Genomic DNA, 23,001 nt, shown 5'->3' on the forward strand with positions numbered 1-23,001 from the left:
TGGTTTGAAAAAAGGGAAATTCAAAATTGAGAAAGGGAGGTTGATCAATTAACTTTCCTTTTTATCTCTATAACTGTAAAAGATTTGAGGTCTTAACCATGACAGAAGCTACCCAAAAAATGCAACAACGAGTTGAAGAATTAAGAAAATTATTGCAAAAAGCTAGTTATGAATATTATGTCTTGGATGCTCCAACAATGGAGGATTCTATTTATGATCAATTATATCGAGAACTGCAAGATTTAGAACAAAAATATCCTGAATTAATTACCTTAGATAGTCCGACCCAACGAGTTGGAGAAAGACCTGCTACCCAATTTCAATCTGTTCAACATAATATTCCTTTATATAGTTTAGAAAATGCCTTTAATTTTAACGAGTTAAAAACTTGGCAAGATCGAGGACAAAAAATAGCCACAAATTCCTCCAAATTACCGACTTATGTTTGTGAATTAAAAATAGATGGTTCAGCCTTAGCATTAACTTATGAAAACGGAATATTAGTTCGAGGCGCAACGCGAGGAGATGGAATAACCGGGGAAGAAATTACTCAAAATGTTAAAACAATTCGTTCCATCCCCTTAAAATTAGAAGGAGAAAATCCACCTGCTTTAGTTGAAGTACGAGGAGAAGCTTTTTTATCCTTAACTGTATTTGAACAAATTAATCAAGAACGAAAACAAGCAGGAGAGGCGTTATTTGCTAATCCGAGAAATGCTGCTGGTGGAACTTTAAGACAATTAGATTCTAAAATTGTAGCTCAACGGAAGCTTGATTTTTTTGCTTATACTTTACAAATTCCCCAACAAGATAATTTAGAAATTACTGATTTCCAAACCCAATGGGATAATTTAGAATTATTGCAAACAATGGGATTTAAAGTTAATCCAAATCGTCAAGTCTGTTCTAATTTAGAAGAAGTGATAAAATATTGTGAATATTGGGATCAAGAACGGCATAATTTACCTTATATGACTGATGGGGTTGTAATTAAAATTAATCCTTTGTCTTTACAGAAAAAATTAGGATTTACTCAAAAATTCCCCCGGTGGGCGATCGCTTATAAATATCCCGCCGAAGAAGCCCCAACGCAAGTAAAATCTGTCACAGTACAAGTGGGGAGAACTGGGGCGTTAACCCCGGTTGCAGAACTTAACCCCATTTTACTCGCAGGAACTACGGTTCAACGAGCAACATTACATAATCGCGATCGCATTACTGAGTTAGATTTGCATCTCGGTGACACTGTAATTGTACGGAAAGCCGGGGAAATTATTCCCGAAGTGCTGAGAGTCTTATTAGAATTACGCCCCAAGGACGCTAAACGGTTTGAAATGCCCACCCATTGTCCCGAATGCGGCCAACCCGTTGTACAACCTGTGGGAGAAGCAGTGACGCGATGTATTAATGAGTCTTGTCCGGCAATTTTACAAGGATCTTTGATTCATTGGTGTTCCAGAGATGCCTTAGATATTAATGGCATTGGGGATAAATTAGTACAACAATTAGTCAGTAAAAAATTAGTTAATTCTGTAGCTGATTTATATGATTTAACCGTTGAAAAATTAATGGTTTTAGACCGCATGGGGGAAAAATCAGCCACTAAAATTATGAATGCGATCGCTACCTCTAAAACTCAACCTTGGTCGCGGGTATTATATGGGTTAGGCATTCGTCACGTTGGCAGTGTCAACGCGGAATTAATTACTCAAAAATTTAAAAGTGTTGAACAGTTAACCCAAGCATCTGCCACGGACATTGAAGGGGTTTATGGAATTGGGCCAGAAATTGCCTATTCAGTTTATCAATGGTTTAATCTTCCCGCAAATCAAGACTTAATTGAACGATTAAAACTCGCAGAATTACAGCTTGCTAATTCTGAAAAAATAAATTATAATATAATTAATAGATCTCAATATTTAGCAGGTAAAACTTTTGTAATCACAGGAACTTTACCCACTTTAAAACGAGATGAAGCTAAAAAATTAATTCAAAATGCGGGCGGAAAAGTAACGGAATCGGTGAGTAAAAAAACTGATTATGTTGTGGTAGGAGAAGAAGCCGGATCTAAACTCAAAAAAGCCCAAGATTTAGGAATTACCCTGTTATCCGAAGAAGAATTATTAACCTTACTGTAGAGTTCAGTAACTGTGCTTAAGCAGCAATTAAATCATGAGAATAATCAATCCTAAGACAGATCAATACAATCGATTTTATTGTATAATTAATATGAGCTTATTTAAATTTTTAAAATGTCAATTCATTCAACATCAGGGCGTTGGCGGTTAGGATTAGGGTTAGCGCTATTAACAACATTTTTATGGGGAATTTTACCATTAGGATTAGCCATTATTTTACAAGCTTTAGATGTTTATACCGTTACTTGGTTTCGATTTTTAATTGCTTTTATCCTGTTAGGAGGATATTTAGCAACTCGTCAACAACTTCCTGATATCCAAAAGTGGCGTTTAATGCCTTGGGGATTATTAGCAATTGCTACAATATTTTTAGCTGCTAACTATGTACTATTTTTACAAGGGTTAGCTTTGACTTCCCCTACAAATGCAGAAGTTTTAATTCAACTGTCTCCTGTTTTAATGGGGTTAGGGGCGATTGTTTTTTTTAAAGAACGTTATACACGATTACAAGGGTTAGGTTTAGGAGTTCTGACATTAGGTTTTAGTTTATTTTTTAATGAACAATTACGAATTTTAGTTACGGCTTCTGATCAATATTTATGGGGAAGTTTTATAATTGGAGTTGCAGCAATCTCATGGGCAATTTATGCCTTAGCTCAAAAACAATTATTACAACAACTTCCCTCTACTCATATTATGTGGTTTATTTATGGAAGCTGCACCATTTTATATTTACCCATTGCGACACCAACAGCTATTTTTACTCTCACCCCTTTTCAACTCTTAATTTTACTGTTTTGCGGACTCAATACATTAATTGCTTACGGCGCTTTTGCCGAATCTTTAGAACATTGGGAAGCATCCAGAGTGAGTGCCGTTTTAGCCTTAGCCCCGATTATAACATTAATTGCTGTTGATCTGGTTGCCCTATTATTTCCCCTATTAATCGAACCCGAACATTTAACAAGTTTAGCAATTATAGGAGCAATTTTAGTTGTATTAGGTTCGATGATGATTGCATTAGGAAGAAAAACTTGGGGTGCGTAATTCTATTGAGAGTTTCAGAGTTTAAAGGTTAACCAACTGAATAATTAATTAACGGATAATTGATAACCTTTTAAGCTATCTAAAATCGGTAAAATTTGTTCTCCTTCAAATACTTCCAGTTCTTGCTTCGGTTTAAAGACTAATATTAATCGTTCCTGCGGATCAATTAACCAACCTAATTGCGTTTGATGTTTTAAACAAAATAAAATATTATTAATCACACGGGTTGACTGTTGTTCTGGGGATAAGATTTCAATTGTCCAATCTGGGGCGATAGTCGCATCATTGGCAATTTCTCCTTGTTCATCTAAAGGTATATTTTGCCATTCAAAAATAACAATATTAGGAACAATTGTTGTGATCCTAAACTGTTTTGTAGAATTGCGATCGCTTCTAAATACAAGGGTTCAGTTTGGGTATTGTCGAAAATTCCAACCTAGACTTTGACAGGAAAGTCTCGCACCCGTATATTTATTGTAGCGGTTTGAGATAACACAAGGCATCCTGGAAATAGGAAGAAACGCTTGTAGGAGAATGGATCATGCAGTATAATATGGCTGAACTTCAAGCATCAAGAGCATCATATAATTTGATTGATGATTCTACTGCTCTCCCAAACCCTGAAGACGAAACCCAGACCGTGCTGGATTCTCAGGAGTTAATGTGGTTTCATAGCCAGTTTGAAGACTGTATGGAAATGTTCGCCGATATGGATACGGTGGCGGAATATTTAGGTCAGCATAGTGGCTGGTTTTGTCGGTGTGCGTTACCGATGAAAACAGAACCGTTAGGAAATAACGCTTATGATTTACTGATTGGCAGATTTGGAGCTTTTGGCTATCTGGTGGAAGCGCGAATTGGGTTAGAATTAGTCCCACCGGATGCTGAGGGGGTTTATCGGATTCGGACAGTTCCCATACCCAATTATACGGCTCCCGGTTATGAGGTCGATTTTCAATCTACCATGACTTTAGTGGAATTACCCCCAGCAGAATTTTGCGCTGAACGCGGCATTAAATTAAGTGAATGTCCTACCCAAATTACCGGAGCAAAATGGCACTTAGATTTAGCAGTCGGGGTACAATTTCCTAAGTTTATTCGTTCCAAATCTCAATCGTTAATTCAAAAAACTGGGGATACCTTATTAAAAAATATTGTTAAACAAGTTTCCCGTCGTCTCAGCGCCAAAACTCAACAAGATTTCCACAGCACGTTGGGAATTCCCTTCCCCAAACAACAGCGTTAAGAATTGATTTAAAAGATAGAAGAAACTAGGTTTTTCACCTGGGTCATTGATCAACCTAGTTTCTAAGTTAGTTTACCAAGTAATGCGATCGCGGATTTTTTCTAATAATTTTGGCCCAACGCCGGACACCTGATCTAAATCTTCGAGGGAAGTAAAGGGTTTTTTCTGTCGAGCCGCTATAATATTTTGAGCTAATTTTGCACCGACTCCGGGTAAGGTTTCTAATTCCGCTTGGGTTGCTGTATTGAGATTAATTTTAATATCTGAAGACCCTGAATTTAAAGGTTTTACAGATTGATAAGAATTAGATGTTGTAACAATAGAATCCCCACAGGCTTTTAAATCTTTTTCGACTTTTGTTAATAGCCAAGTGGGAATCCCTAAAGCTGAATTTTGATATAATCGTTCAAATTCTCGCTTAAAATGAGTAGCAACTGTTGTATTATTAATAATTATCAAAGTTTCATCATTTTGAGTATTGGCGGCTTCTGTCCAATTATGGGAACCTGTAATCACAATTTTATGATCAATAATTCCAAATTTATGATGTAAGCGATCGCTCGGAGGTAAATTCGGACTTCCTACCGTTGAAATGGGTTGTTTCCAAGGCTTATTTTCCGCTTCATAACGGCATTGATTAACTAAGGAAATTCCCATCATATCCAACCCTTCACTATAGGAACGATAGGCAAAGCTCGGATCAATTAAGCCTTGAATTAAGACCTGATTTTGATGTTTTTTTTCTAAGGTATTGACAATTTTTTGATCTGAAAATACAAACAAAGCAAAATCAAAGGATTGTTGAGTTTTCTGTAATTCTTGTTGAATTAAACCATTGGTACTGTTTTGCCAAGGTTGTTTTTGAGAAGTCGGAGAAAATTGAACGGTTACAGGAGTATTCCCGACTAAAATTGTTTGATGACCTCGAAAAGGTTTATTAATTCCAAATAAACTATCCTTTTTTTTCCCAACCCCATCCCCCCACATTAAATTAAACTCTTGAGTCATTAATTGGGCTAATTTGGAACTTTCAATTTTTAATAAATTATTGGCATTTCCTTGACTTTCTAAGGTTTTAAAATCTCCATGAACATCACTGGTTGTCCAGTTAGCAGACGTAATGATAACATTCTTTCCATCAACGACCATAAATTTATGGTGCATTAACCCTGTCCCTTTGGAGCCATCTTCCGTATCGTCAATCATCGGAATTCCAGCGTTTTCTAATAACATTAAAGCGTCTCGTTGCTGACTTTCCTCTGGGCCAACTTTTCCATCCTGATTAACATCTGCTAGTAAGATAAACTCCTGATATCGCTCCTGCTCTCGTTCAGGTAACTGCTGAATTTCGGTGGCTGTAAATTGACTCCAAGGACGGCGATAAGTATTTTCTACAATAACTCGTATCTTCACCCCAGCTTGGTGACGTTCCACTAACGCTTGAGCAATATTCGGTAAACGAAATTCTTGAACCGCGATATCAATTGTTGATGTTCCTTGATGAATTGTATCAATAATAACTTGTTCTAAATTATCCCCAAACCGCAAAGATTGACGATAGGGTTCTGGATAAACAGAAGCTTCAGAATGATTAAAATAAACTTGAATTAAAGCATCTTGTTCTAAAGAATCTAAACGAGGTTTTAATACAGACTGGGAGGATGTTTTCACACAAGCACCCAGACCCCCAGCCCATAATAGTATTAACCCTAACCGCAGTGAAATTTGACGCAATTTATTCACCGATCAGCAACCATTAAATGGATTCTATTAACAGTTTGGCAGCAACAGGAGCGACAAACAAGGGATGGAACACAGTTCCCTGAAGGGATGAGGGAACTAGGAGTTGCTAACGGGTAACGGTTGACTTACTCCTGCCTCCTGATTCAGGTAATCTATTAATAGGGGGGAGATTAACTTAATTTCTGCCAAGCTACCGAGTTAAAAGGATGTTTCACTTTTTAACGGTCTGTCGCTGTAAGCACTCGCTCAGGGCTTATCGGCGCGGGTAATAACCCTCACTGCTGTATTATGCCAAAACGAAAGAGGACATTTCCCTGTGGCCATAAAGGATATGGGAAACTTTGTCATCGTTGTAATCAACAAGAAGTGACACAGGATTCCCAACATCAGGCTATTGAGGACAAACGAACTAAAAAACTAGAATGGGAAGCCTCCTTTGCTCAGGATATTATTGACCTGAGAGGCTTACCAGATTATGTCGTGATTAAAGCCAGGGCCATTATTGCTGGCTTAAATGACCAGAAAAGTTATCGAGACTTTGGGGGGAAGCGACTTCGCCATAATCGGTTTATTATCAGTATTCCCGTAACGCGGAATTATCGGATGCTTTGTCAAGATAGTGGTACTTTCCTCGTTCCCCAAAAAGTTCTTTCCCATGAAGATTACAACGTTTGTAAACCGGGAGATTAAATCGCTAAAATCCTAACCCGTTTATTTTTTTCCTTGATAACAAAACTTAACTTTTGATTGAGAAACATCCATGCAAATTTATCTCGACTATAGTGCAACCACTCCTCCCCATGCTGAAGTGATGACCCTGATGCAAAGGGTGATGGCTCAACAGTGGGGAAATCCTTCGAGTCTTCATGAGTGGGGTCAAAGAGCCGCAACGGTTTTAGAACGATCTCGAATACAAGTGGCTCATCTGATTAATGCTCCACCGGAATCGATTATTTTTACTTCCGGGGGAACTGAAGCGGACAATTTGGCGATTTTAGGGGTAGCCCGTCAATATGCTCAACCCCAACATTTGATTATTTCTACGGTGGAACATTCGGCTATTGCGGAACCGGTGCGAATGCTGGAACAATGGGGATGGCAAGTCACCCGATTACCCGTAGACTGTCGCGGACGGATTCACCCCTTGGACTTACAAGCGGCCATTCAACCGAATACGGTGTTAGTGTCGGTTATTTATGGTCAAAGTGAAGTAGGAACACTGCAACCGATTGAAATCTTAGGTAAAATAGCCCATTCCCAGGGGATTTTATTCCATACCGACGCGGTACAGGTAGCCGGACGTTTACCCCTGGATGTGCAGCAGTTACCCGTTGATTTATTATCCCTATCCAGTCATAAATTATATGGCCCCCAAGGAGCCGGGGCGTTATATGTTCGGGATACGGTAACGTTAACGCCGTTGTTAGCCGGAGGCGGACAGGAATTTCAATTGCGTTCAGGGACGCAGGGGGTTCCCACCCTTGCGGGATTTGGGTTAGCCTGCGAATTAGCCGCCCAGGAAATGGCCACGGAAACCCCTCGGTTAATTCGGTTGCGCGATCGCTTATTTGACTTATTGGCTGATGTACCCTATTTATTACCCACAGGCGATCGCTTAAATCGTTTACCCCATCATGTCAGTTTCTCTGTTATTCCCCCAAAACACATTGACCCCGCCACCCTAACCGGAAAAACCCTGGTTCGTCAACTGAATTTAGCCGGAATTGGCATTAGTGCAGGTTCGGCTTGTAGCAGTGGTAAACTCAGTCCCAGTCCGATTTTATTAGCGATGGGATATGACGAAACTGTGGCTTTAGGGGGAATTCGGTTTACCTTGGGACGGGATACCACCGAAGCAGATATTGATTGGACAGCAATGGTTCTGAAACAAGTCTTAGAACGCTTGATTCCCAATCAGTTGTTAGCCATGAGTGTTTAACTTAATCAGGTTGATAGAATTCTAAAGAGTATGCTCAACACATTTGAACAACAGTTGCATTCCTATTCACAGATTGCAGAGCAAATTCCTGATAATCTGGAGTCTGGAAAGTTTATAACTGTTGAAAGAGTTCCCCCTCTAAAAGTCTATTCTTTAGGATTCCAACCTGCAAAATTTATCCCAGAGATTCCTCGTTGGTTTCTCAAAAAATACGCTGTTCCTGCTTGTACAATTCTTGACCCATTTTGTGGCTCCGGTACAACTTTATTAGAAGCCATTCAACAAAATATTTCAGCCTACTGGTTAGACTATCACCCTCTCAGTCGTTTAATTTGCCAAGTTAAAACCACTGTATTTTCAACCCAGGAGATTTTAGAAGCAACAACCCAAATTATCGAAAAAGTATCTACCCAAAAGTTTGCACCCGCAACCATCAATTTTTCCAATAAAGATTTTTGGTTTCAGCAGCCTGTACAAGAAGGATTAGAACTTTTAAGAGAACAGATTCTATTAGCTGACTATAGCCTTCAACCTTTACTTTGGTTAGCATTTAGCTCAACCGTTAGAAAGACTTCAAATATGAATGATGGTATGATTTTGGCAGCCCGACGTTCCCATATTGAGAAAATCCCTATTCGTTCCCGTTCAGATGTATTTCAATATTTTCAACACTATGTTAAACAATCTATTGAAGCTTTTGGGGAATGGAACCCTTTCTTAAAAAACTTTACGGCTCAAATTCAACAACTATCTTCTCAAGATGCTCGACAACTGCCAGAACCCTTAACAGTTGATGCAATTATTACTTCTCCACCCTATATTAATGCGATTGATTATGTTTGGGCTTCTAAGTTTGAACTGCATTGGTTAGGATTGGTAAATAGTAACCAGGAACGTTTAAATTTATACTCTCAAGAAATCGGAACTGAACGAATTCCCAAGCAGGAGTGTAAAGAATTAGGAAAAACGGGTTATTTGCATTTAGATCAGTTGATCGAAAATATCTATTTTGGTAAAAAATATCAAGCAACTTCGGGTCAAAATCAACTTAGATCCAGAGTTGTTTATAAATATTTTATGGATATGAAGTTACATTTTTTACAGAGTTTACAGGTATTAAAAAAAGGTGGGTATTACTGTTTTTCTGTAGGCGATGTTAGCAATATTTGTGGCGTGGAAATTCCTGTAGCATCTCTTTTGTCAGAAATTGCTTGTGACTTAGGCTTTAAGAAAATATTCAATTTCAACCTTCTTTTAAAAAATCGACGTTTGAATCTACCCAGAAACGTTAATTGGGCTGGAACTATTAAACATGATACTATTATTGTGCTGGAGAAAATAAATTAATGTCTAATTCCATTGATGATCGGCATCTTGAATCCATTTTACAGCAGTATAGTGTATCATTCAATGCAAAAAAATTTATAGAAGAATCCTTGGAAGAAGATGATTTAATGCTGGTTTTTGGTTTGACACAAGAAATCAAAGATCTCAATAAACAGTATTGGGGAAGAGAATTAGGCAAATGTTGGGAACGTCTTATTATTGAAGTTGGTAGACAAAGTTGTATAGACTTTTCTCCTGCCATTCGAGATGGAAAAGATGAATTATGTGATTTAGTCATTGGAACCGATGCTATCGATGCAAAATATAGAATTGGATCAGGAGATTCAGGAACGTTAAAGAAGTTTAAGCAATACGCTGAACGATTAACGAATAGGGGGTACAAACCTGTTTTACTGATTTTGCGAACTGATAGTTTACCTCAAGCTATCAATGCTTGTATTGTAGGGGGGTGGAGGGTGCTATCGGGACAAGATGCCTTTGACTATTTATCTGAAATCACAAATTTTGATTTACAAGCTTGGTTAAAAGCCCGAAGAGGGTTATACTCAAGATCAATTAATCAACAACAGTAACTTAATCAAAGCCATTAATAATCCTATCCCACCTATGTCTCAACTACCTAACAGTTTAGAAGAAGCAATTGAACAAGCTAAACAAGCAACAAAAGCGGCATTAGCCGATGATTATAAATTAATTCAAGTTGAATTAGTGTTCCCTGAAATTGAACTACAAGCTCAATCTATCGCTCAAGAATTTATTCCGGCGATAGAAGAACCGAATCATCAATTAGTGGTATTGTTCCCCGATACCGGTGCCGCAGCCTTAGCTCGTCGGGACTGGGGAGAAACTTCTTTTCGGGTGACAGATTTAGGAACCTCCCGTTCTCCGGTTGAAACCCGATTAGAGCCAGAAGATCAACAGTTTTTAGTCGTCTCTCCCTCTGCGGTGGAAGTGGCGCAGGTGGAAAAATTGTACCAATTAGCCGGAGATCGCCCCGTAATTTTACTGAATCCAAAGCTTGAAGATCTTGCTATTATAGGAATAGGATATGCTGCTCGTCAGTTACGCGAACGGTTTATCAAGACTATTGAGTCTTGCTATTACCTCAAAGCCTTAGAAGGTGCTGCGCTCAGACGTTGTTATCCTTCAATGTGGGAAGTTTGGTTAGAAATTGATGGGCAGTACCAGTTGATCACTGAGCAGCCGACAAAACCCGTCGGCGATGAACTGGATCTAATTCTGGCACAGGTGACTCAAGAAAGTGATGAGTCAGTGGCACAACCTGTCCAACGGCCCAAAAAAGGTGTTTTGTCTGGACTTCAGAATTTTATTCGCGCCTTAAGCCGATGAGTCCTGTTCCTACGAACACCCTCTAACGTGTGCAAGTGAATCAAAAATGTTGACTCGACGCATTGTTATTGGTGACGTACATGGGCATTATGACGGGCTAATGACCCTTTTAGAGCGTATTGCTCCGGGTGCAAATGATCAAGTGTATTTTTTGGGGGATTTAATTGATCGTGGCCCCAAAAGTGCCCAGGTGGTCGAATTCGTCAAAAATAGCCCGTATCATTGTTTAAGGGGCAACCATGAACAATTGATGTTAAATGCTTTGCCGGAGGACGGAAAAAATCCTCAAGCTTGGCAAGCATGGTTGTATAGTGGCGGTATGACGACAATTACCAGTTATCAAGATTTAGGAATTATTCCTAGGGATCATGTGCACTGGATGGCTTCTTTACCTTTATATGTCGATTTAGGAGATGTTTGGCTGGTTCATGCGGGTGTTCATCCCAAAATGTCCATTAAAGAACAAGATGAAGCGGAATTTTGTTGGATACGGCGAGAATTTCACAATATCCCTAAACCCTATTTTGCCAATAAATTAATTATTATCGGTCATACCATTACGTTTACCTTTGATGGCATTGAACCCGGTAATTTAGTTCAAGGCCAAGGATGGTTAGGAATTGATACGGGGGTTTATCATGCCAGAAGTGGCTGGTTAACGGGATTGGATATTACGAATAAAAAAGTGTATCAGGTGAATGTTCTGCATAATAATCAAATTCGGATTTTACCCTTAAATCGGATTGTTACCCATTTAAAACCGCCTTCTTTGTTGGCGCGATTAAGTTATGTTAGACCTTAAATCAGTTATCAGTTATCAGTTATCAGTTATCAGTTATCAGTTTAAGATAGATTAAAATCCGTGAAATCCTCTTAAATCCGTGATCCCCATTACCTCTGATATTGAACGATGCGATCGCTGTCTTCAGATACAGAATAAGCCTGAATAATCGCATATAAATCAACATCATTTTCTAATAAACAAGCATGACCACTATCGGGTAAAACCACCATTTGAGAATTCGGTAAGGTTTTAGTTAAATATTGGGCTTCTAAAACAGAAGGTAATAATCGATCAGCACCACTCGCAATGACTAAAACAGGAATATCAATTTCTCGAAGATGGGCTTCATTCGGTTTAAACGCTTGCAATAATTCTAATCGCCAAGCTGAAATTTGTTGAGGTAATGAATTCATAGCTGTTAATAAGGCTTGACGTTCCGATGTTTCAATGCGTCCTAAAGAAGCTAAAAATGGCAGTAAACCCATCACCGAACTCGGATAAAACCAATCAGGAAGCCATTGAGTTAAATAGGAACCCCATCTTAACCAAGGTCGTTGTTTAAAGGATGAAGCGGGATTAACTAAAATTAAACGGCTGAACCATTGAGGAGCTACAATAGCAACTAATAAAGCTAAACACCCCCCAAAGGATTCTCCACATAAATAAATCTCACGTTTAGGATTAGCTTTACGCTCTGCATCAATTAAATCAATGGTTTTTGAAGCTAAAGTTTCCCAGTCAGATTGATCAGTTTTAGGAATGGTTAAACACCGAATTTCAAACGCATCCATCAACCGGGGAATTTGAACACTGAATAGTTTCCCTGTCCCATCCATTCCCGGTAAAAACAAAAATAACGGTAAATCGGGTTTAGGGGAAGTTGGTCGAAAAAAATGCAGGGTGTTTTCAGCGACTCTGGATGGTGTTAAGGAAGAAACAGTCATAATTTAGGTGTCAGGGGTGTGGAGCGGGTTTTCCCCGCCCGCTAACAGTATGTTATTAGGTTTCAGTCAACTGTCAAAAGTCAACCATTAACTTATATTTTGCAACACAATTTCAGGAAAAGTCCGCTTCATTAAACCCGTTAGAACGTTTCCGGGGCCAATTTCCACCACTTGTTGCACCTCTAATTCTGATAATTGTAAACAAATTTCTCGCCACCGGACAGAACCCGTCATTTGTTGAGTTAGGCGTTGTTTTAACAAACTTGCATCCGTTGTGGGGGTAGGGTCAACATTGGATAAGACGGGAACTTGTGCGTTGTTAAAGGGAATTTCATCTAAAATTCGTTGAAATTCTGTAGCTGCTTCCGCCATTAAAGGAGAGTGAAATGCACCGGAAACGTTTAATTTAACGGCTCGTTTGACTTTAATATTTGCTAACACTTGATCGACGGCTTCTGGGGTTCCTGAAATCACAACTTGTGCTGCACTATTATCATTAGCTAGAACAACATTGTCTGTTTTTTGAATTTGTTCTTGTAACTGTTCTGAGTTAAACCCAATTAACGCCGCCATTTGACCCCCATCGGCACTATCCATTAATTCAGCCCGACGTTTAACTAACGTTAAACCTGTTTCAAAATCAAAGACACCAGCAGCATATAAAGCTACATATTCTCCTAAACTATGACCCGCCACATAATCAGGAGATTGACCTTCCTGTTTTAAGCGATCCACCAGTAAAGTTTCAACCACATATAAGCAGGGTTGGGTATACAAAGTTTTAGAAATTTTATCTTCTGGATCACTACAAATTTCAGAAATAGACCACCCCAAAATATTTTCAGCTAATTCTAATTTCGTTTTAAGGTCAGATTGTTCAAATAAACCTGCTCCCATGCCAATTTTTTGCGAACCCTGACCCGGAAAAATCCATGCTGTTTTTGTCATTTTCAATAATTAACGGTTGACTCTTAACTGATAACTGATAACTGATAACTGATAACTGATAACTGATTATCTTCCCCATTCAAACACGGCAGCCCCCCAGGTTAATCCGGCTCCAAAACCAGATGTAACAATGCGATCGCCGAGTTTAATTTTTCCCTCTCGAACAGCTTCATCTAAAGCTAAAGGAATAGAAGCTGCCGAAGTATTACCATATTTTGCTAAATTACTAATGACTTTTTCTGAGGGAATATTTAACCGTTCTGCGACAGCATCTAAGATACGTTGATTCGCTTGGTGTAGAATTAACCAATCGATTTGATCAACGGTTAAATTCGCTCTAAATAATGCTTTTTCGATAACTTCTGGAACTTTTTTCACCGCAAATCGATAGATTTCTTGACCATTCATCGTAATGGGATGATAGGTTCCTTGACCAATCGTAATTCCCGGTAATATTTCTTGCGGTTGGGGTTGATAGGATAAATTTAAAGATTGATTTTGTCGGCCATCACTTCTAATTTCAAATCCCAATAAATGCTCCTGTTCATCAGCCTGTAAAATCACGGCTCCCGCCCCATCACCGAATAAAATACAGGTTCTGCGATCTGACCAATCAACCCAACGGGATAGAACATCAGCACCAATGACAAGAACAGTTTGATAGACCCCTGTGCGAATAAATTGGGCGGCGGTAACTAACCCAAACACAAACCCCGAACAAGCGGCGGTCATATCAAAGGCGACCGCTTTAGTTGCACCCAATTGAGCTTGAATTAAACTGGCACTCCCAAACAAATCATCAGCCGTTGATGTCGCTAAGATAATTAAATCAATGGCGGCTGGGTCAAGGTTCGCCATGGCGATCGCCTCTTGAGCCGCCGATGTTGCTAATGTACTTAACCCAGTATTGGGATCAGCTAATCGCCGATGCTGAATTCCCGTGCGAGAAGCAATCCATTCATCGGACGTTTCGACCCGTTGAGACAGTCCGTGATTATCCAGTAAAACCGAGGGAGTAGCAGATCCGCAGCCCGTAATTGCAATGCCTGTTATTGTCATCTGTCTTCCCCCTTGGAGACCCACACCATAGCTGTAATCAGCTTGGTATTGGGAGGAAAAGGGGGGCAGGGGCTATGTTGCATACAAATAACCATCTTTTCTGTGAATAAGTGAACAATATTTGTGACTAATACCTTGTACAAGTGTTTTCTTTAAGGAAATATTGAAACTACCTGTTGTACGAACTGCCACACGACCAATATAAGTTCCCACTTTATGGCCAGAGGAAACAATTGCTTTCACAATATCTCCAGTTTGAAACCCTTTGACGAATTTCAACCTGGGAACATATCGAGATGGGAATCCAAACTTGTCCGTGCGACACATCTGCCTAGAACCGTGTCCTGTCGCCTTAATTAACAAGGGTTGAGAAGTCAATACCTGCAAAGAATTAACTTCTCCAACACAGGCTGCATCTAGCCAATGAGTTTTTGGTAAATTTAACCGGGTTCGATTGAATTTTGTTAAACCACCACTACCCGTAGAAATAGGTAAGCCTGTTTCTTTAAGACGATTAAACAATGCCCATCGAGTTGAATTAACGGCTGTAGCATCTTTGAGAGGATGTTTAGCTTGAGATAAAATCTTCTTTAAAATGTCAGGTTTATGGGTAAGAAATAACTCAATGCTTTGAGTTCCTTTCTGGGTATTGCATTTTTCACAGGCTAGGCATAGGTTAGAAATTCGATTACTTCCACCCTGAGATTTGGGATGAATATGCTCTATTTGTAAACGCACATTTTCAATACCACAGTAAGCACATTTTCTCTGCCATTTATTCAGTAAATATTCCCGAATTTCATAGCCCTTTAATTCCCCTTGTTGATATTCAATGCCTGAGATTTCAGGATTATCCAGTTGTTGTAAGTCAAATCTTACTAACTCTTGAACAATGGAACCGATGGGTGCGAGTCGGAGCAATTTATTCACCCAAGTTAGGGTTGTTTCTACTCGATGCTGTAAGCAGGGTGCTAACCAACCCTCTTGTCGGGTGCGATTTAAAAATCGAGCCTGACGATAGCGAGTATGGCGGTTTCTTCGAGAGCGACGCAATAAACGACGGGACTCCAAAGACGCTTTTATTGTTTGACCTCGATGGGTTAATTCAGCACCAAAAATAACTTGCTCATCTTGAACTAAAGCTATCCCCGTAGTTTGAGAACCTGGGTCTAATTTGAGAATAATTAATTGCGGAGTTGCGATTACCACCTTTTTGAGAATAATCGTAAATGGATACCTTCTAAATACCGCAGCTTTACCCGCCGTTAACAACTTATGAGCCATTGACGGCTTGCATGGTGTTAGTGGTTTTTTATTGGTATCAAGGACGAAAACGAGATTAGACATTGTTGTGTCTCTCCACTGTTGTGTAATGTTAGCTTCGGCAATGTTGTAGGTTGGTACTTTCTCAATACACCTGCCTCCCAAATGGCTAATTAATATTGAGATTACAGAGCTTAGAACTAGCTACGCATTCTAAGGTGTGAACTTTAACGCTTCCCTACAACGGAGGTATTTCTACCTGAGCCTGGTCAACTAGGGCTTTTACAAGCCCCCGCTATATTGGTACTCCGATTAGCGGTGGGTTATTGACTGAACCTCTGTTCTGTATCAAGAGCTTGAAGATGGCGAGCAGTGATGAGAAAAAAGGTAAAAGGTAAACGTTAAAAACAAGAACATTTTGCCGTTTTACTTTTTACTTTAGTCTTCAGTCTTCCAGTGGGAATTAACCACTGATGGCTTTTTCATCTGGTTCAAGGTGGTGTTGATATTGGGATTGAATGCGTTCTAGCACTTGGTTATCGATGGCATCTTTTGCCAAACGAACCGCATTAGCAATTGTTGCTCCTTTCGAGGAACCGTGACTAATAATGCAAACCCCCGCCACCCCTAAGAGTAAAGCACCGCCATGTTCAACATGATCCACCCGTTGTTTAAACCGCATTAAACTGGGTTTGAGCAAACTTGTTCCTAATTTAGCTTGTAATCCAGAGGTTAATTCCTCCTTCAGCATTTGTAAAACTGCTTCTCCCACCCCTTCAGCAAATTTCAACAGTACATTCCCGACAAAGCCATCGCAGACAATGACATCAAATTTTCCCGATAGAACATCTCGCCCTTCAGCATTTCCACCAAAGGCAATCTCAGGATGATTTTCTAGGAGTTGATAGGTGCGAATTGCCAGATCATTACCTTTACAGGCTTCTTCACCAATATTCAGTAACCCCACTTGGGGTTGGGACGTTCCCAGGACATAACGACTGTAAATCGTTCCCATTACGGCAAACTGTTCTAAAAATTTGGGGCGACAATCGACATTCGCACCGACATCCAACACCAAAACCGGAGAGTCAGGCTTCATGGTGGGCAAAACAGCACCGATAGCAGGGCGATCAATACCGGGAAGACGTCCTAAACGCAACAAAGCCGAAGCCATTGCTGCACCGGAATGACCCGCCGAGACGACAGCATCCGCTTTTTTTTGCTTAACTAAATTCATTGCCACGTTAATTGAAGCCTTGGGTTTGCGTTTCAATGCTCCCAAGGGTTCTTCGTGCATTTCGATCGTTCCCTCAGCAGGAATAATTTGGGGCAGGGGCAAATTGCTAGAGTGGTGTTTGAGGGCGGATTCAATTTGATCGGGATCACCAACCAAAAAGACGTCCACGTCCCATTTTTCCTGGGCCATGATTGCCCCTGCAACAATTTCGGCCGGAGCATGANGGGACGGGGGGAGATGGGAAGTAGGGGAAGTAGGGGAAGTAGGGGAAGTAGGGGAAGTAGGGGAAGTAGGGGAAGAGTTTTTCCTTTATTCTTTAGTATTGGGTTGGTTTTATGTTTTTTAGCGATTAAATATGATTGATATTATTAGTTCGGGATTAGTGAGTGTTTGGTTGGAAATGGCAGGGGTGAATCAGGAAGGACTGAATGCCTCTGTGTTGGAGGATTTGGAAACGGAGTTATCGCAGGTGGTGTTTCCCCAACAGCCTGATCCGGTTGCGGAAGCGGTGGTGCAGCAATATTTGAATCGGTTATCAGCTAAGGGACTTTCCAAGGATATACAGGGCGTTTGGGTGCAGTCAAGTTGGGTTCCCTTAGCTAAGAATTCGGGGACAACACCCCTACCCGCAGCTTCTCTGACGAAGATTGCGACTTCTTTGGCATCCCTCCAGGTCTGGAGTCCTGAACATCGGTTTGAGACGTTAATAGGGGTCACAGGGCCGATTGTTGGCGGTGTGGTACAGGGGGATTTAGTCATTACCGGGAATGGCGATCCGTTTTTTATTTGGGAAGAAGCGATCGCATTAGGAAATACTTTAAATCAAATGGGAATTCGCGGGGTCGCTGGCAATTTAATCATTTCAGGTAGTTTTTATATGAATTATGAAGTTGATCCCATGAAAGCGGGTCAATTATTAAAACAAGCCTTAAATTCAGCATCTTGGAATGAAGAAATTATTTACCAACATTCTCGCATGACACCGGGAACCGCTAAACCGCAAGTTTTAATTGCGGGAACGGTCGTTTCTCAATTGGGGGGAGCTAATTCAACATTAATTATCCGTCATCAGTCTTTAGCTTTAGCAGAAATTATTAAACAAATGAATATTTATAGTAATAATTTGATGGCTGAAATTTTAGCAGCTAATGTTGGCGGGGCTGCTACGGTTCGGCAATTAGCTGCACAAGCAGCAGGAGTTCCTATCGATGAAATTCGATTAATTAATGGTTCGGGATTAGAACCTGAAAATCAGATTTCTCCCAGGGCTGTGGTGGGAATGTTTATGGCTTTAGCCCGATATTTACAAGATACAAATCTTACGGTTGCTGATTTATTTCCGATTTCAGGCATAGACACCCAAGGCACATTAGAAGACCGAAAAATTCCCATTTCTACTCCGGTCAAAACCGGAACCTTATCTGATGTTAGTGCGTTAGCAGGGGTTTTACCCACCCGTGATCGCGGTTTAGTTTGGTTTGCTATTATTAATCGCGGAACGGATTTAGATGGGTTAAGAGCCGATCAGGATTTATTATTACAACAATTGGTAAGTCAATGGGGTTCTCCTAATACTTTACCTGAATTAATTCAACCTCATATTGATAGTCATCATCCGGGTATTGGTGATTCAAATCGTAATCAAATTTTAGTCCAAACCGTTGCACCTTCTTCCTAAAATATTATGAGAATTTTTAACATCAGATATCAGGTGTTTGATCTAAACACCTCAACTTTTTAATGTTTGCATAAGGAGTAATAAATTTAATGACTTCACCTTATCAGGGTTTAAGTATCGAAGAATGGACAACTAAAACACAAGAGTTAATTGCTGATCATCCGCTTCATTTAGAAATGATTAGAGAAATTGCTTTGAAAAGTTATTTGCTAAAGAACTACAAATGAGAGAACCTCAAGTATGGAGGGGTGGTATTAGTAAAGAAGAAAAAGATCTGGTTTATATTCCGAATCAATTTTACTCCATTTTGGTTGGATTGATCATTCAGATTGGAAAGCACAATTATCACAAACAGGTCAAGCCGCAGGTTTAAGTGAAGAGACTTACACCTATAAGTTAATTCCTATTGTTGGAGAATATCGGTTAAATACTCCTGTCACACTGCTTAAAGGCGTTGGTAAAAAGACAGCTAAAATATTTGAAGCAGAAGGCATTAAAACAGTTCGAGAGTTGAAAAACTATCAAGGGAACAATCAAAAATTGTTGGAATTTAAACAAAAGCTGGAAAATTTAGAATAGAGTTAATCTAACAAATATCCGTTACCAGATTTATAGATTCATTATAAATCAGAGGCAACAATGAAGTTTGTATTAAATTTATTCCTTCTAAATAATTTTGTATTCTTTGAGTCGCAATTTCACAATATTCGGGTTTAGTTTCAAAACCAATCACCGGACGATTTAAACTTAAAGCTGCGATCGCAGTTGTTCCAGAACCCAAAAAAGGATCTAGAATTAAATCTCCGGTATTAGAAGAGGCTTTAATAATACGATCAATAACAGCAATGGGAAATTGTGCCGGATGGGAAGTTCGTTCTTTAGAAGCACGATTTTTACCGGATGTAACTTTAGGAAATGACCAAACATCTGTCGGGTTTTTACCTAATGGATTAACTTTAATTTTACCATTTTTATTTTGATATCGTTAATTTGACGCTATCAGCAGGAATTTGTTTTAAGGCTTCTAAGCAATCTAAATTATAAATCAAGCAGTTATTAGTTTTAAAATAAGGTTCACCCAAAATTCCTATTGCTTCAGTTAAATTCATTTTTCGCTTTTAGGATATAGAAAAGATTGAATCAATATAATTATACCAAAATAATTATTTTTTTAGTAAAAGCAATAATAATTTTTTTTAAATATGCTAAACTTATTTATATGATGAACGTTAAGCTCTAATAACATGATCTCCCCTTTAACAACTCTACCCTTAGAAAACGGCGATCAATTAACTCGAATCGAATTTGAACGTCGTTATGCCACGATGTCGGATATAAAAAAAGCAGAATTGATCGAAGGAATTGTTTATATGGCAGCTAGCAGATTCAGAAGGCATTATAAAAAGCGAAGTATTTCCGGGTTTATGGTTAGATGAACAAGCCTTATTAGCGGGTAATTTAGCTCAAGTTTTAGCGATTTTACAACAGGGAATTGCCACCGTTGAGCATCAAGATTTTGTTCAACAGTTGACTGCGAGTTAACCTAAATTAGACCGATTTAAGTTTAATTCGATACCCAAGGCCCTATAATTGATTCACCCTGCTTTTCTTTTTCTGCTAGTTCAAAATTTAAAGTTAATAGGCGTTCTAAAATATTATCATAAAGTTTGAATTCATAGGTTTCTATCACCAGACTGTCAAGCTTTGCATGAAGTTGATAAAGCTGAGTAGAGGGCTGATCAAAATATTCGTTATAAAGTTTAGTAATTCCCCAATTATTTTTATCCATTTGTTTAGTCCGATAATGATGCAATTCTATAGCAGTATCTCGAATCTGTTTAACTAAATTGGTATTAGGTTTTTGAGGAAAAGGGAAGGTTTCAAAACAAGTATTGTGAGTGTAAGCAATATCAGCTTTTAATGTGGATTTTTGGGCGTGCATCCAAATCCGATGAACCTGGGATAATAAAACTCCTAATATATAATAGTCTTCTGTTGCCACGACTATTGATTTATCTCCCGCTAACCATTCTATAGGTGCTGGCAGAAAAATTGCCCATTTTGATACTCTAGGCACTGTAAAATAATGGGATAAATTAGCCAATGCTTTTCTCATTGCAGGTCTTTTTTCTCCAAATTTCCACCAATTAACTTTAGTGACCTCTCTGCGATTTTTATCTCGCTCTGGTTTGACAGTATTTTGAATATGTTCAAAAGGTAGCTGATAATAACTAGCCTCTTCAAAAGTCATATCATTAAAATCAATAATCCACCTATCCGGTAATCCATGAGGGTTTTTGGCTAAATTTGAACCCATTGAAAAAAGTTTAAGAACTTCTTGATTTTTTGAATCCGCTTTTATCCATTCTTTAACCTGATTTTCAGTGACAATAAATCCCATCCCCACAGGAATGATACCCTGAAAACATTGATTTAGATTAGCTGATAAGCGAACAGCTTGAGAAACATCGGTATTACAATTTAGAGAAGAATTAATAGATAAAACTTCTTGATTATCTAAATAATATTGTTGGGGTTTTTGCTTACTCCAGTTAACAAGACTGACGTGAACCGCAGCTTCTCCAGACCAAGGTTGAGTTGAAATTGCATTATAGATATAACCGCCATTTTGAGTAATGTAATCTAATGCAGCGATTCTACTTTTTCCTTGACTAATTGAGTTAGTCGCTACTAACCCGGCTCTTCCATTTTCATTAAGATGATCCTGTGCCAAACGAAACCAATACGCACAAAAATCAACTGAATCTTTTACATCTGAAAATCGTTTAAAGACTTGATCAATATATTGATCACCGAGTTGAGTTCTGATATGTTTACCGCCTAAAAATGGGGGATTACCAATAATTGCATCGGCTGGATACCACTCATTTAAAAGTGCATCTTTACAAGTAATATTTTCATCTAAAGTATCTAAAGGTAATGCGGATTCAGTCAACCCTAATTTGTCAATTGCTATTTTTCGGGCGATGAGTAATGTCACCTTTGCTAATTCAACAGCGAAAGGATTATTATCAATCCCATAAAATTGCTTGGGACTTACTTTTCCCGCCGGAATTGGAGAAGATTTCTGAAATTCTGCTAGTTTATCTAATAATAATTGTTCGGTTTGTTTAAGCTCCTGATAAGCAATATAAAGAAAATTACCCGACCCACAAGCGGGATCAAGTACCCGATAATTTGCCATTTCATCATGCAGTAAAGTTAATTCTTCAATCGTAGTTGTTGCTTCAATTCTCTCTTCCCAATATTCTGTAATTGTGGGATAAACAATTTTCATAATATCATTTTCAGACGTAAAATGGATACCATACTTGTGGCGTTCCTCTTCATTAACTGTGCCTTCAAATATGTTACCAAAAATTGCAGGTCTAACTTTACTCCAGTCTTGTTCAGCCGCAGCTTTTAAATATTCTAATTCCTTTCGCGTTAGATCAATTTCATGGACAACCGAGAATAATCCCCCGTTAAAATATTGTACTTCTTTATAACGACGACCCACAGTTACTACCCCTGGAAGGTTCATGTGTCTAAATAAACCATCCGATAAAACTTCGTATGTACTTTGTCCATTCATGCACTCATCAATGCACTCCATAAAACGATTAGGGGGTAATAAATTTCTACTTTGAGCAAACATAGCAACGACACACTGAAGAATAAATTGTTGTGCTGTTTGTTCACTAAAACCTGCTTTTTTAGAGCGATTTTTGAGTTCTTGAAATAATTCTCCCATCCTCCGAGCCGCTAATGCTGTAACTTGAACTTGGTTGTTTCTAAATTTTGGAATTTCAGGCGTAAATTCCATGAATTTAAAAGCGTCTAACCGTTCAGGAAGCTCTTGGAGAGTAATAATATCTACGGGGGTATCAATTTGAATGCTAAAATCATAAATCCAGAATTCATCAAAATTGCAGAGTATTACATACTTAGGAAACACAGGTAAACATTGACAATATCTCCAAGCTTGACCATAATGTTTATTCAGTTTTTTCTCCTTACGAGACTTCATCTCAATTAATACAGAACCCAAGCGATCACGCTGCCACCATAAATCAGCAAAACCCATATTTCCTTTTTGGCTACTTTTAGGTATAGGGAGATCAAATTGTGCATTAACTTCTTTGAGTCCTTTATGTCCAAAGGCTTGAAAAAACTTGATTAAAAACTCAGGTGAATCTTGCCTTTCTCTACCTTCAGTAATATGTTGTTCACAAAAATTAATAAATTCATAAATACTCTCACGGGTCGCTGCCATAA

At 38.9% G+C, this 23,001-nt stretch carries 20 protein-coding genes and 2 pseudogenes; 13 read left to right on the forward strand and 9 right to left on the reverse strand.

The features are described from left to right. Window positions 1–98 precede the first annotated feature (98 nt). Complete coding sequence (ligA, locus tag PL9214_RS15510) at window positions 99–2,138, forward strand: NAD-dependent DNA ligase LigA (RefSeq protein ID WP_072719680.1); 2,040 nt, start codon at window positions 99–101, stop codon at window positions 2,136–2,138. A 114-nt stretch (window positions 2,139–2,252) separates the two neighbouring features. Next, window positions 2,253–3,185 carry a DMT family transporter gene (locus tag PL9214_RS15515; RefSeq protein WP_072719681.1) on the forward strand — a complete coding sequence of 311 codons (933 nt, stop codon included), beginning with the start codon at window positions 2,253–2,255 and terminating at the stop codon, window positions 3,183–3,185. Window positions 3,186–3,229: 44 nt separating this feature from the next. On the opposite strand, the gene PL9214_RS15520 is transcribed toward PL9214_RS15515, so the two are convergent. Continuing rightward, entirely contained in the window at window positions 3,230–3,547 is a 318-nt protein-coding gene (locus PL9214_RS15520) for a Uma2 family endonuclease (protein WP_083580048.1), read from the reverse strand. Window positions 3,548–3,726: 179 nt separating this feature from the next. On the opposite strand from PL9214_RS15520, the gene PL9214_RS15525 reads away from it, so the two are divergent. Further along, window positions 3,727–4,431 carry a DUF1997 domain-containing protein gene (locus PL9214_RS15525; protein ID WP_072719682.1) on the forward strand — a complete coding sequence of 235 codons (705 nt, stop codon included), beginning with the start codon at window positions 3,727–3,729 and terminating at the stop codon, window positions 4,429–4,431. 72 nt (window positions 4,432–4,503) lie between these two features. Here the strand turns inward: PL9214_RS15525 and PL9214_RS15530 are convergent, their stop codons facing one another. After that, on the reverse strand, window positions 4,504–6,174 hold the full coding sequence (locus tag PL9214_RS15530) for a DUF655 domain-containing protein (RefSeq protein WP_072719683.1): 1,671 nt from the start codon (window positions 6,172–6,174) through the stop codon (window positions 4,504–4,506). Window positions 6,175–6,462: 288 nt separating this feature from the next. Here PL9214_RS15530 and PL9214_RS15535 point away from each other — a divergent pair, with 288 nt between their 5' ends. From PL9214_RS15535 to PL9214_RS15560, 6 genes are all read left to right on the forward strand, one after another. Continuing rightward, window positions 6,463–6,864: a DUF7682 family zinc-binding protein gene (locus tag PL9214_RS15535; protein ID WP_072719684.1), complete on the forward strand. Its 402-nt coding sequence runs from the start codon at window positions 6,463–6,465 to the stop codon at window positions 6,862–6,864. Between the two features lie 70 nt (window positions 6,865–6,934). Continuing rightward, window positions 6,935–8,113: a cysteine desulfurase family protein gene (locus PL9214_RS15540; protein ID WP_072719685.1), complete on the forward strand. Its 1,179-nt coding sequence runs from the start codon at window positions 6,935–6,937 to the stop codon at window positions 8,111–8,113. 30 nt (window positions 8,114–8,143) lie between these two features. Beyond that, window positions 8,144–9,460 (forward strand): TRM11 family methyltransferase, encoded by a 1,317-nt coding sequence (locus PL9214_RS15545; RefSeq protein WP_072719686.1) that lies wholly within the window; start codon window positions 8,144–8,146, stop codon window positions 9,458–9,460. After that, a complete protein-coding gene (locus PL9214_RS15550; RefSeq protein WP_072719687.1) occupies window positions 9,460–10,032 on the forward strand; it encodes a hypothetical protein in 573 nt (190 codons plus the stop codon). Before PL9214_RS15545 ends, PL9214_RS15550 begins: the two co-directional genes overlap by 1 nt. Window positions 10,033–10,066: 34 nt before the next feature. Then, a complete protein-coding gene (locus tag PL9214_RS15555) occupies window positions 10,067–10,810 on the forward strand; it encodes a DUF1995 family protein (RefSeq protein ID WP_072719688.1) in 744 nt (247 codons plus the stop codon). Between the two features lie 46 nt (window positions 10,811–10,856). After that, a complete protein-coding gene (locus PL9214_RS15560; protein WP_072719689.1) occupies window positions 10,857–11,612 on the forward strand; it encodes a metallophosphoesterase family protein in 756 nt (251 codons plus the stop codon). Window positions 11,613–11,701: 89 nt separating this feature from the next. On the opposite strand, the gene PL9214_RS15565 is transcribed toward PL9214_RS15560, so the two are convergent. The 5 genes and pseudogenes from PL9214_RS15565 to plsX all read right to left on the reverse strand — a co-directional run. Then, a complete protein-coding gene (locus PL9214_RS15565) occupies window positions 11,702–12,538 on the reverse strand; it encodes an alpha/beta fold hydrolase (protein WP_245824261.1) in 837 nt (278 codons plus the stop codon). 87 nt (window positions 12,539–12,625) lie between these two features. Next, window positions 12,626–13,486, reverse strand: coding sequence for an ACP S-malonyltransferase (gene fabD, locus PL9214_RS15570; protein WP_072719690.1), 861 nt, complete (start codon window positions 13,484–13,486; stop codon window positions 12,626–12,628). Window positions 13,487–13,552: 66 nt separating this feature from the next. Beyond that, window positions 13,553–14,545: a beta-ketoacyl-ACP synthase III gene (locus PL9214_RS15575; protein WP_072719691.1), complete on the reverse strand. Its 993-nt coding sequence runs from the start codon at window positions 14,543–14,545 to the stop codon at window positions 13,553–13,555. 72 nt (window positions 14,546–14,617) lie between these two features. Further along, a complete protein-coding gene (gene iscB, locus PL9214_RS15580; RefSeq protein WP_072719692.1) occupies window positions 14,618–15,892 on the reverse strand; it encodes an RNA-guided endonuclease IscB in 1,275 nt (424 codons plus the stop codon). A 379-nt stretch (window positions 15,893–16,271) separates the two neighbouring features. Next, window positions 16,272–17,267 (reverse strand): annotated as a pseudogene (gene plsX / locus PL9214_RS15585) (phosphate acyltransferase PlsX); the annotation flags it as partial. Window positions 17,268–17,400: 133 nt separating this feature from the next. On the opposite strand from plsX, the gene PL9214_RS15590 reads away from it, so the two are divergent. The 3 genes and pseudogenes from PL9214_RS15590 (at window position 17,401) to PL9214_RS33065 (ending at window position 19,302) form a co-directional block, all read left to right on the forward strand. Next, a complete protein-coding gene (locus tag PL9214_RS15590; RefSeq protein WP_072719694.1) occupies window positions 17,401–18,723 on the forward strand; it encodes a D-alanyl-D-alanine carboxypeptidase in 1,323 nt (440 codons plus the stop codon). An 89-nt stretch (window positions 18,724–18,812) separates the two neighbouring features. Beyond that, window positions 18,813–19,096, forward strand: a pseudogene (locus tag PL9214_RS33060) (ScaI family restriction endonuclease). Further along, window positions 19,018–19,302, forward strand: coding sequence for a ScaI family restriction endonuclease (locus PL9214_RS33065; RefSeq protein ID WP_186440388.1), 285 nt, complete (start codon window positions 19,018–19,020; stop codon window positions 19,300–19,302). The pseudogene PL9214_RS33060 and the gene PL9214_RS33065 overlap by 79 nt, the downstream one beginning before the upstream one ends. Window positions 19,303–19,309: 7 nt before the next feature. Here PL9214_RS33065 and PL9214_RS30110 read toward each other — a convergent pair whose 3' ends face one another. Beyond that, window positions 19,310–19,684, reverse strand: coding sequence for a DNA-methyltransferase (locus PL9214_RS30110; protein ID WP_139295068.1), 375 nt, complete (start codon window positions 19,682–19,684; stop codon window positions 19,310–19,312). Window positions 19,685–20,085: 401 nt separating this feature from the next. Between PL9214_RS30110 and PL9214_RS33265 the strand changes: the two genes are divergently transcribed. After that, a complete protein-coding gene (locus PL9214_RS33265) occupies window positions 20,086–20,265 on the forward strand; it encodes a hypothetical protein (RefSeq protein WP_072719696.1) in 180 nt (59 codons plus the stop codon). Window positions 20,266–20,287: 22 nt separating this feature from the next. On the opposite strand, the gene PL9214_RS15605 is transcribed toward PL9214_RS33265, so the two are convergent. Then, window positions 20,288–22,999: a DNA methyltransferase gene (locus PL9214_RS15605; RefSeq protein WP_072719697.1), complete on the reverse strand. Its 2,712-nt coding sequence runs from the start codon at window positions 22,997–22,999 to the stop codon at window positions 20,288–20,290. Window positions 23,000–23,001: the final 2 nt, after the last annotated feature.

Source organism: Planktothrix tepida PCC 9214, from assembly GCF_900009145.1.
Lineage (GTDB): Bacteria > Cyanobacteriota > Cyanobacteriia > Cyanobacteriales > Microcoleaceae > Planktothrix > Planktothrix tepida.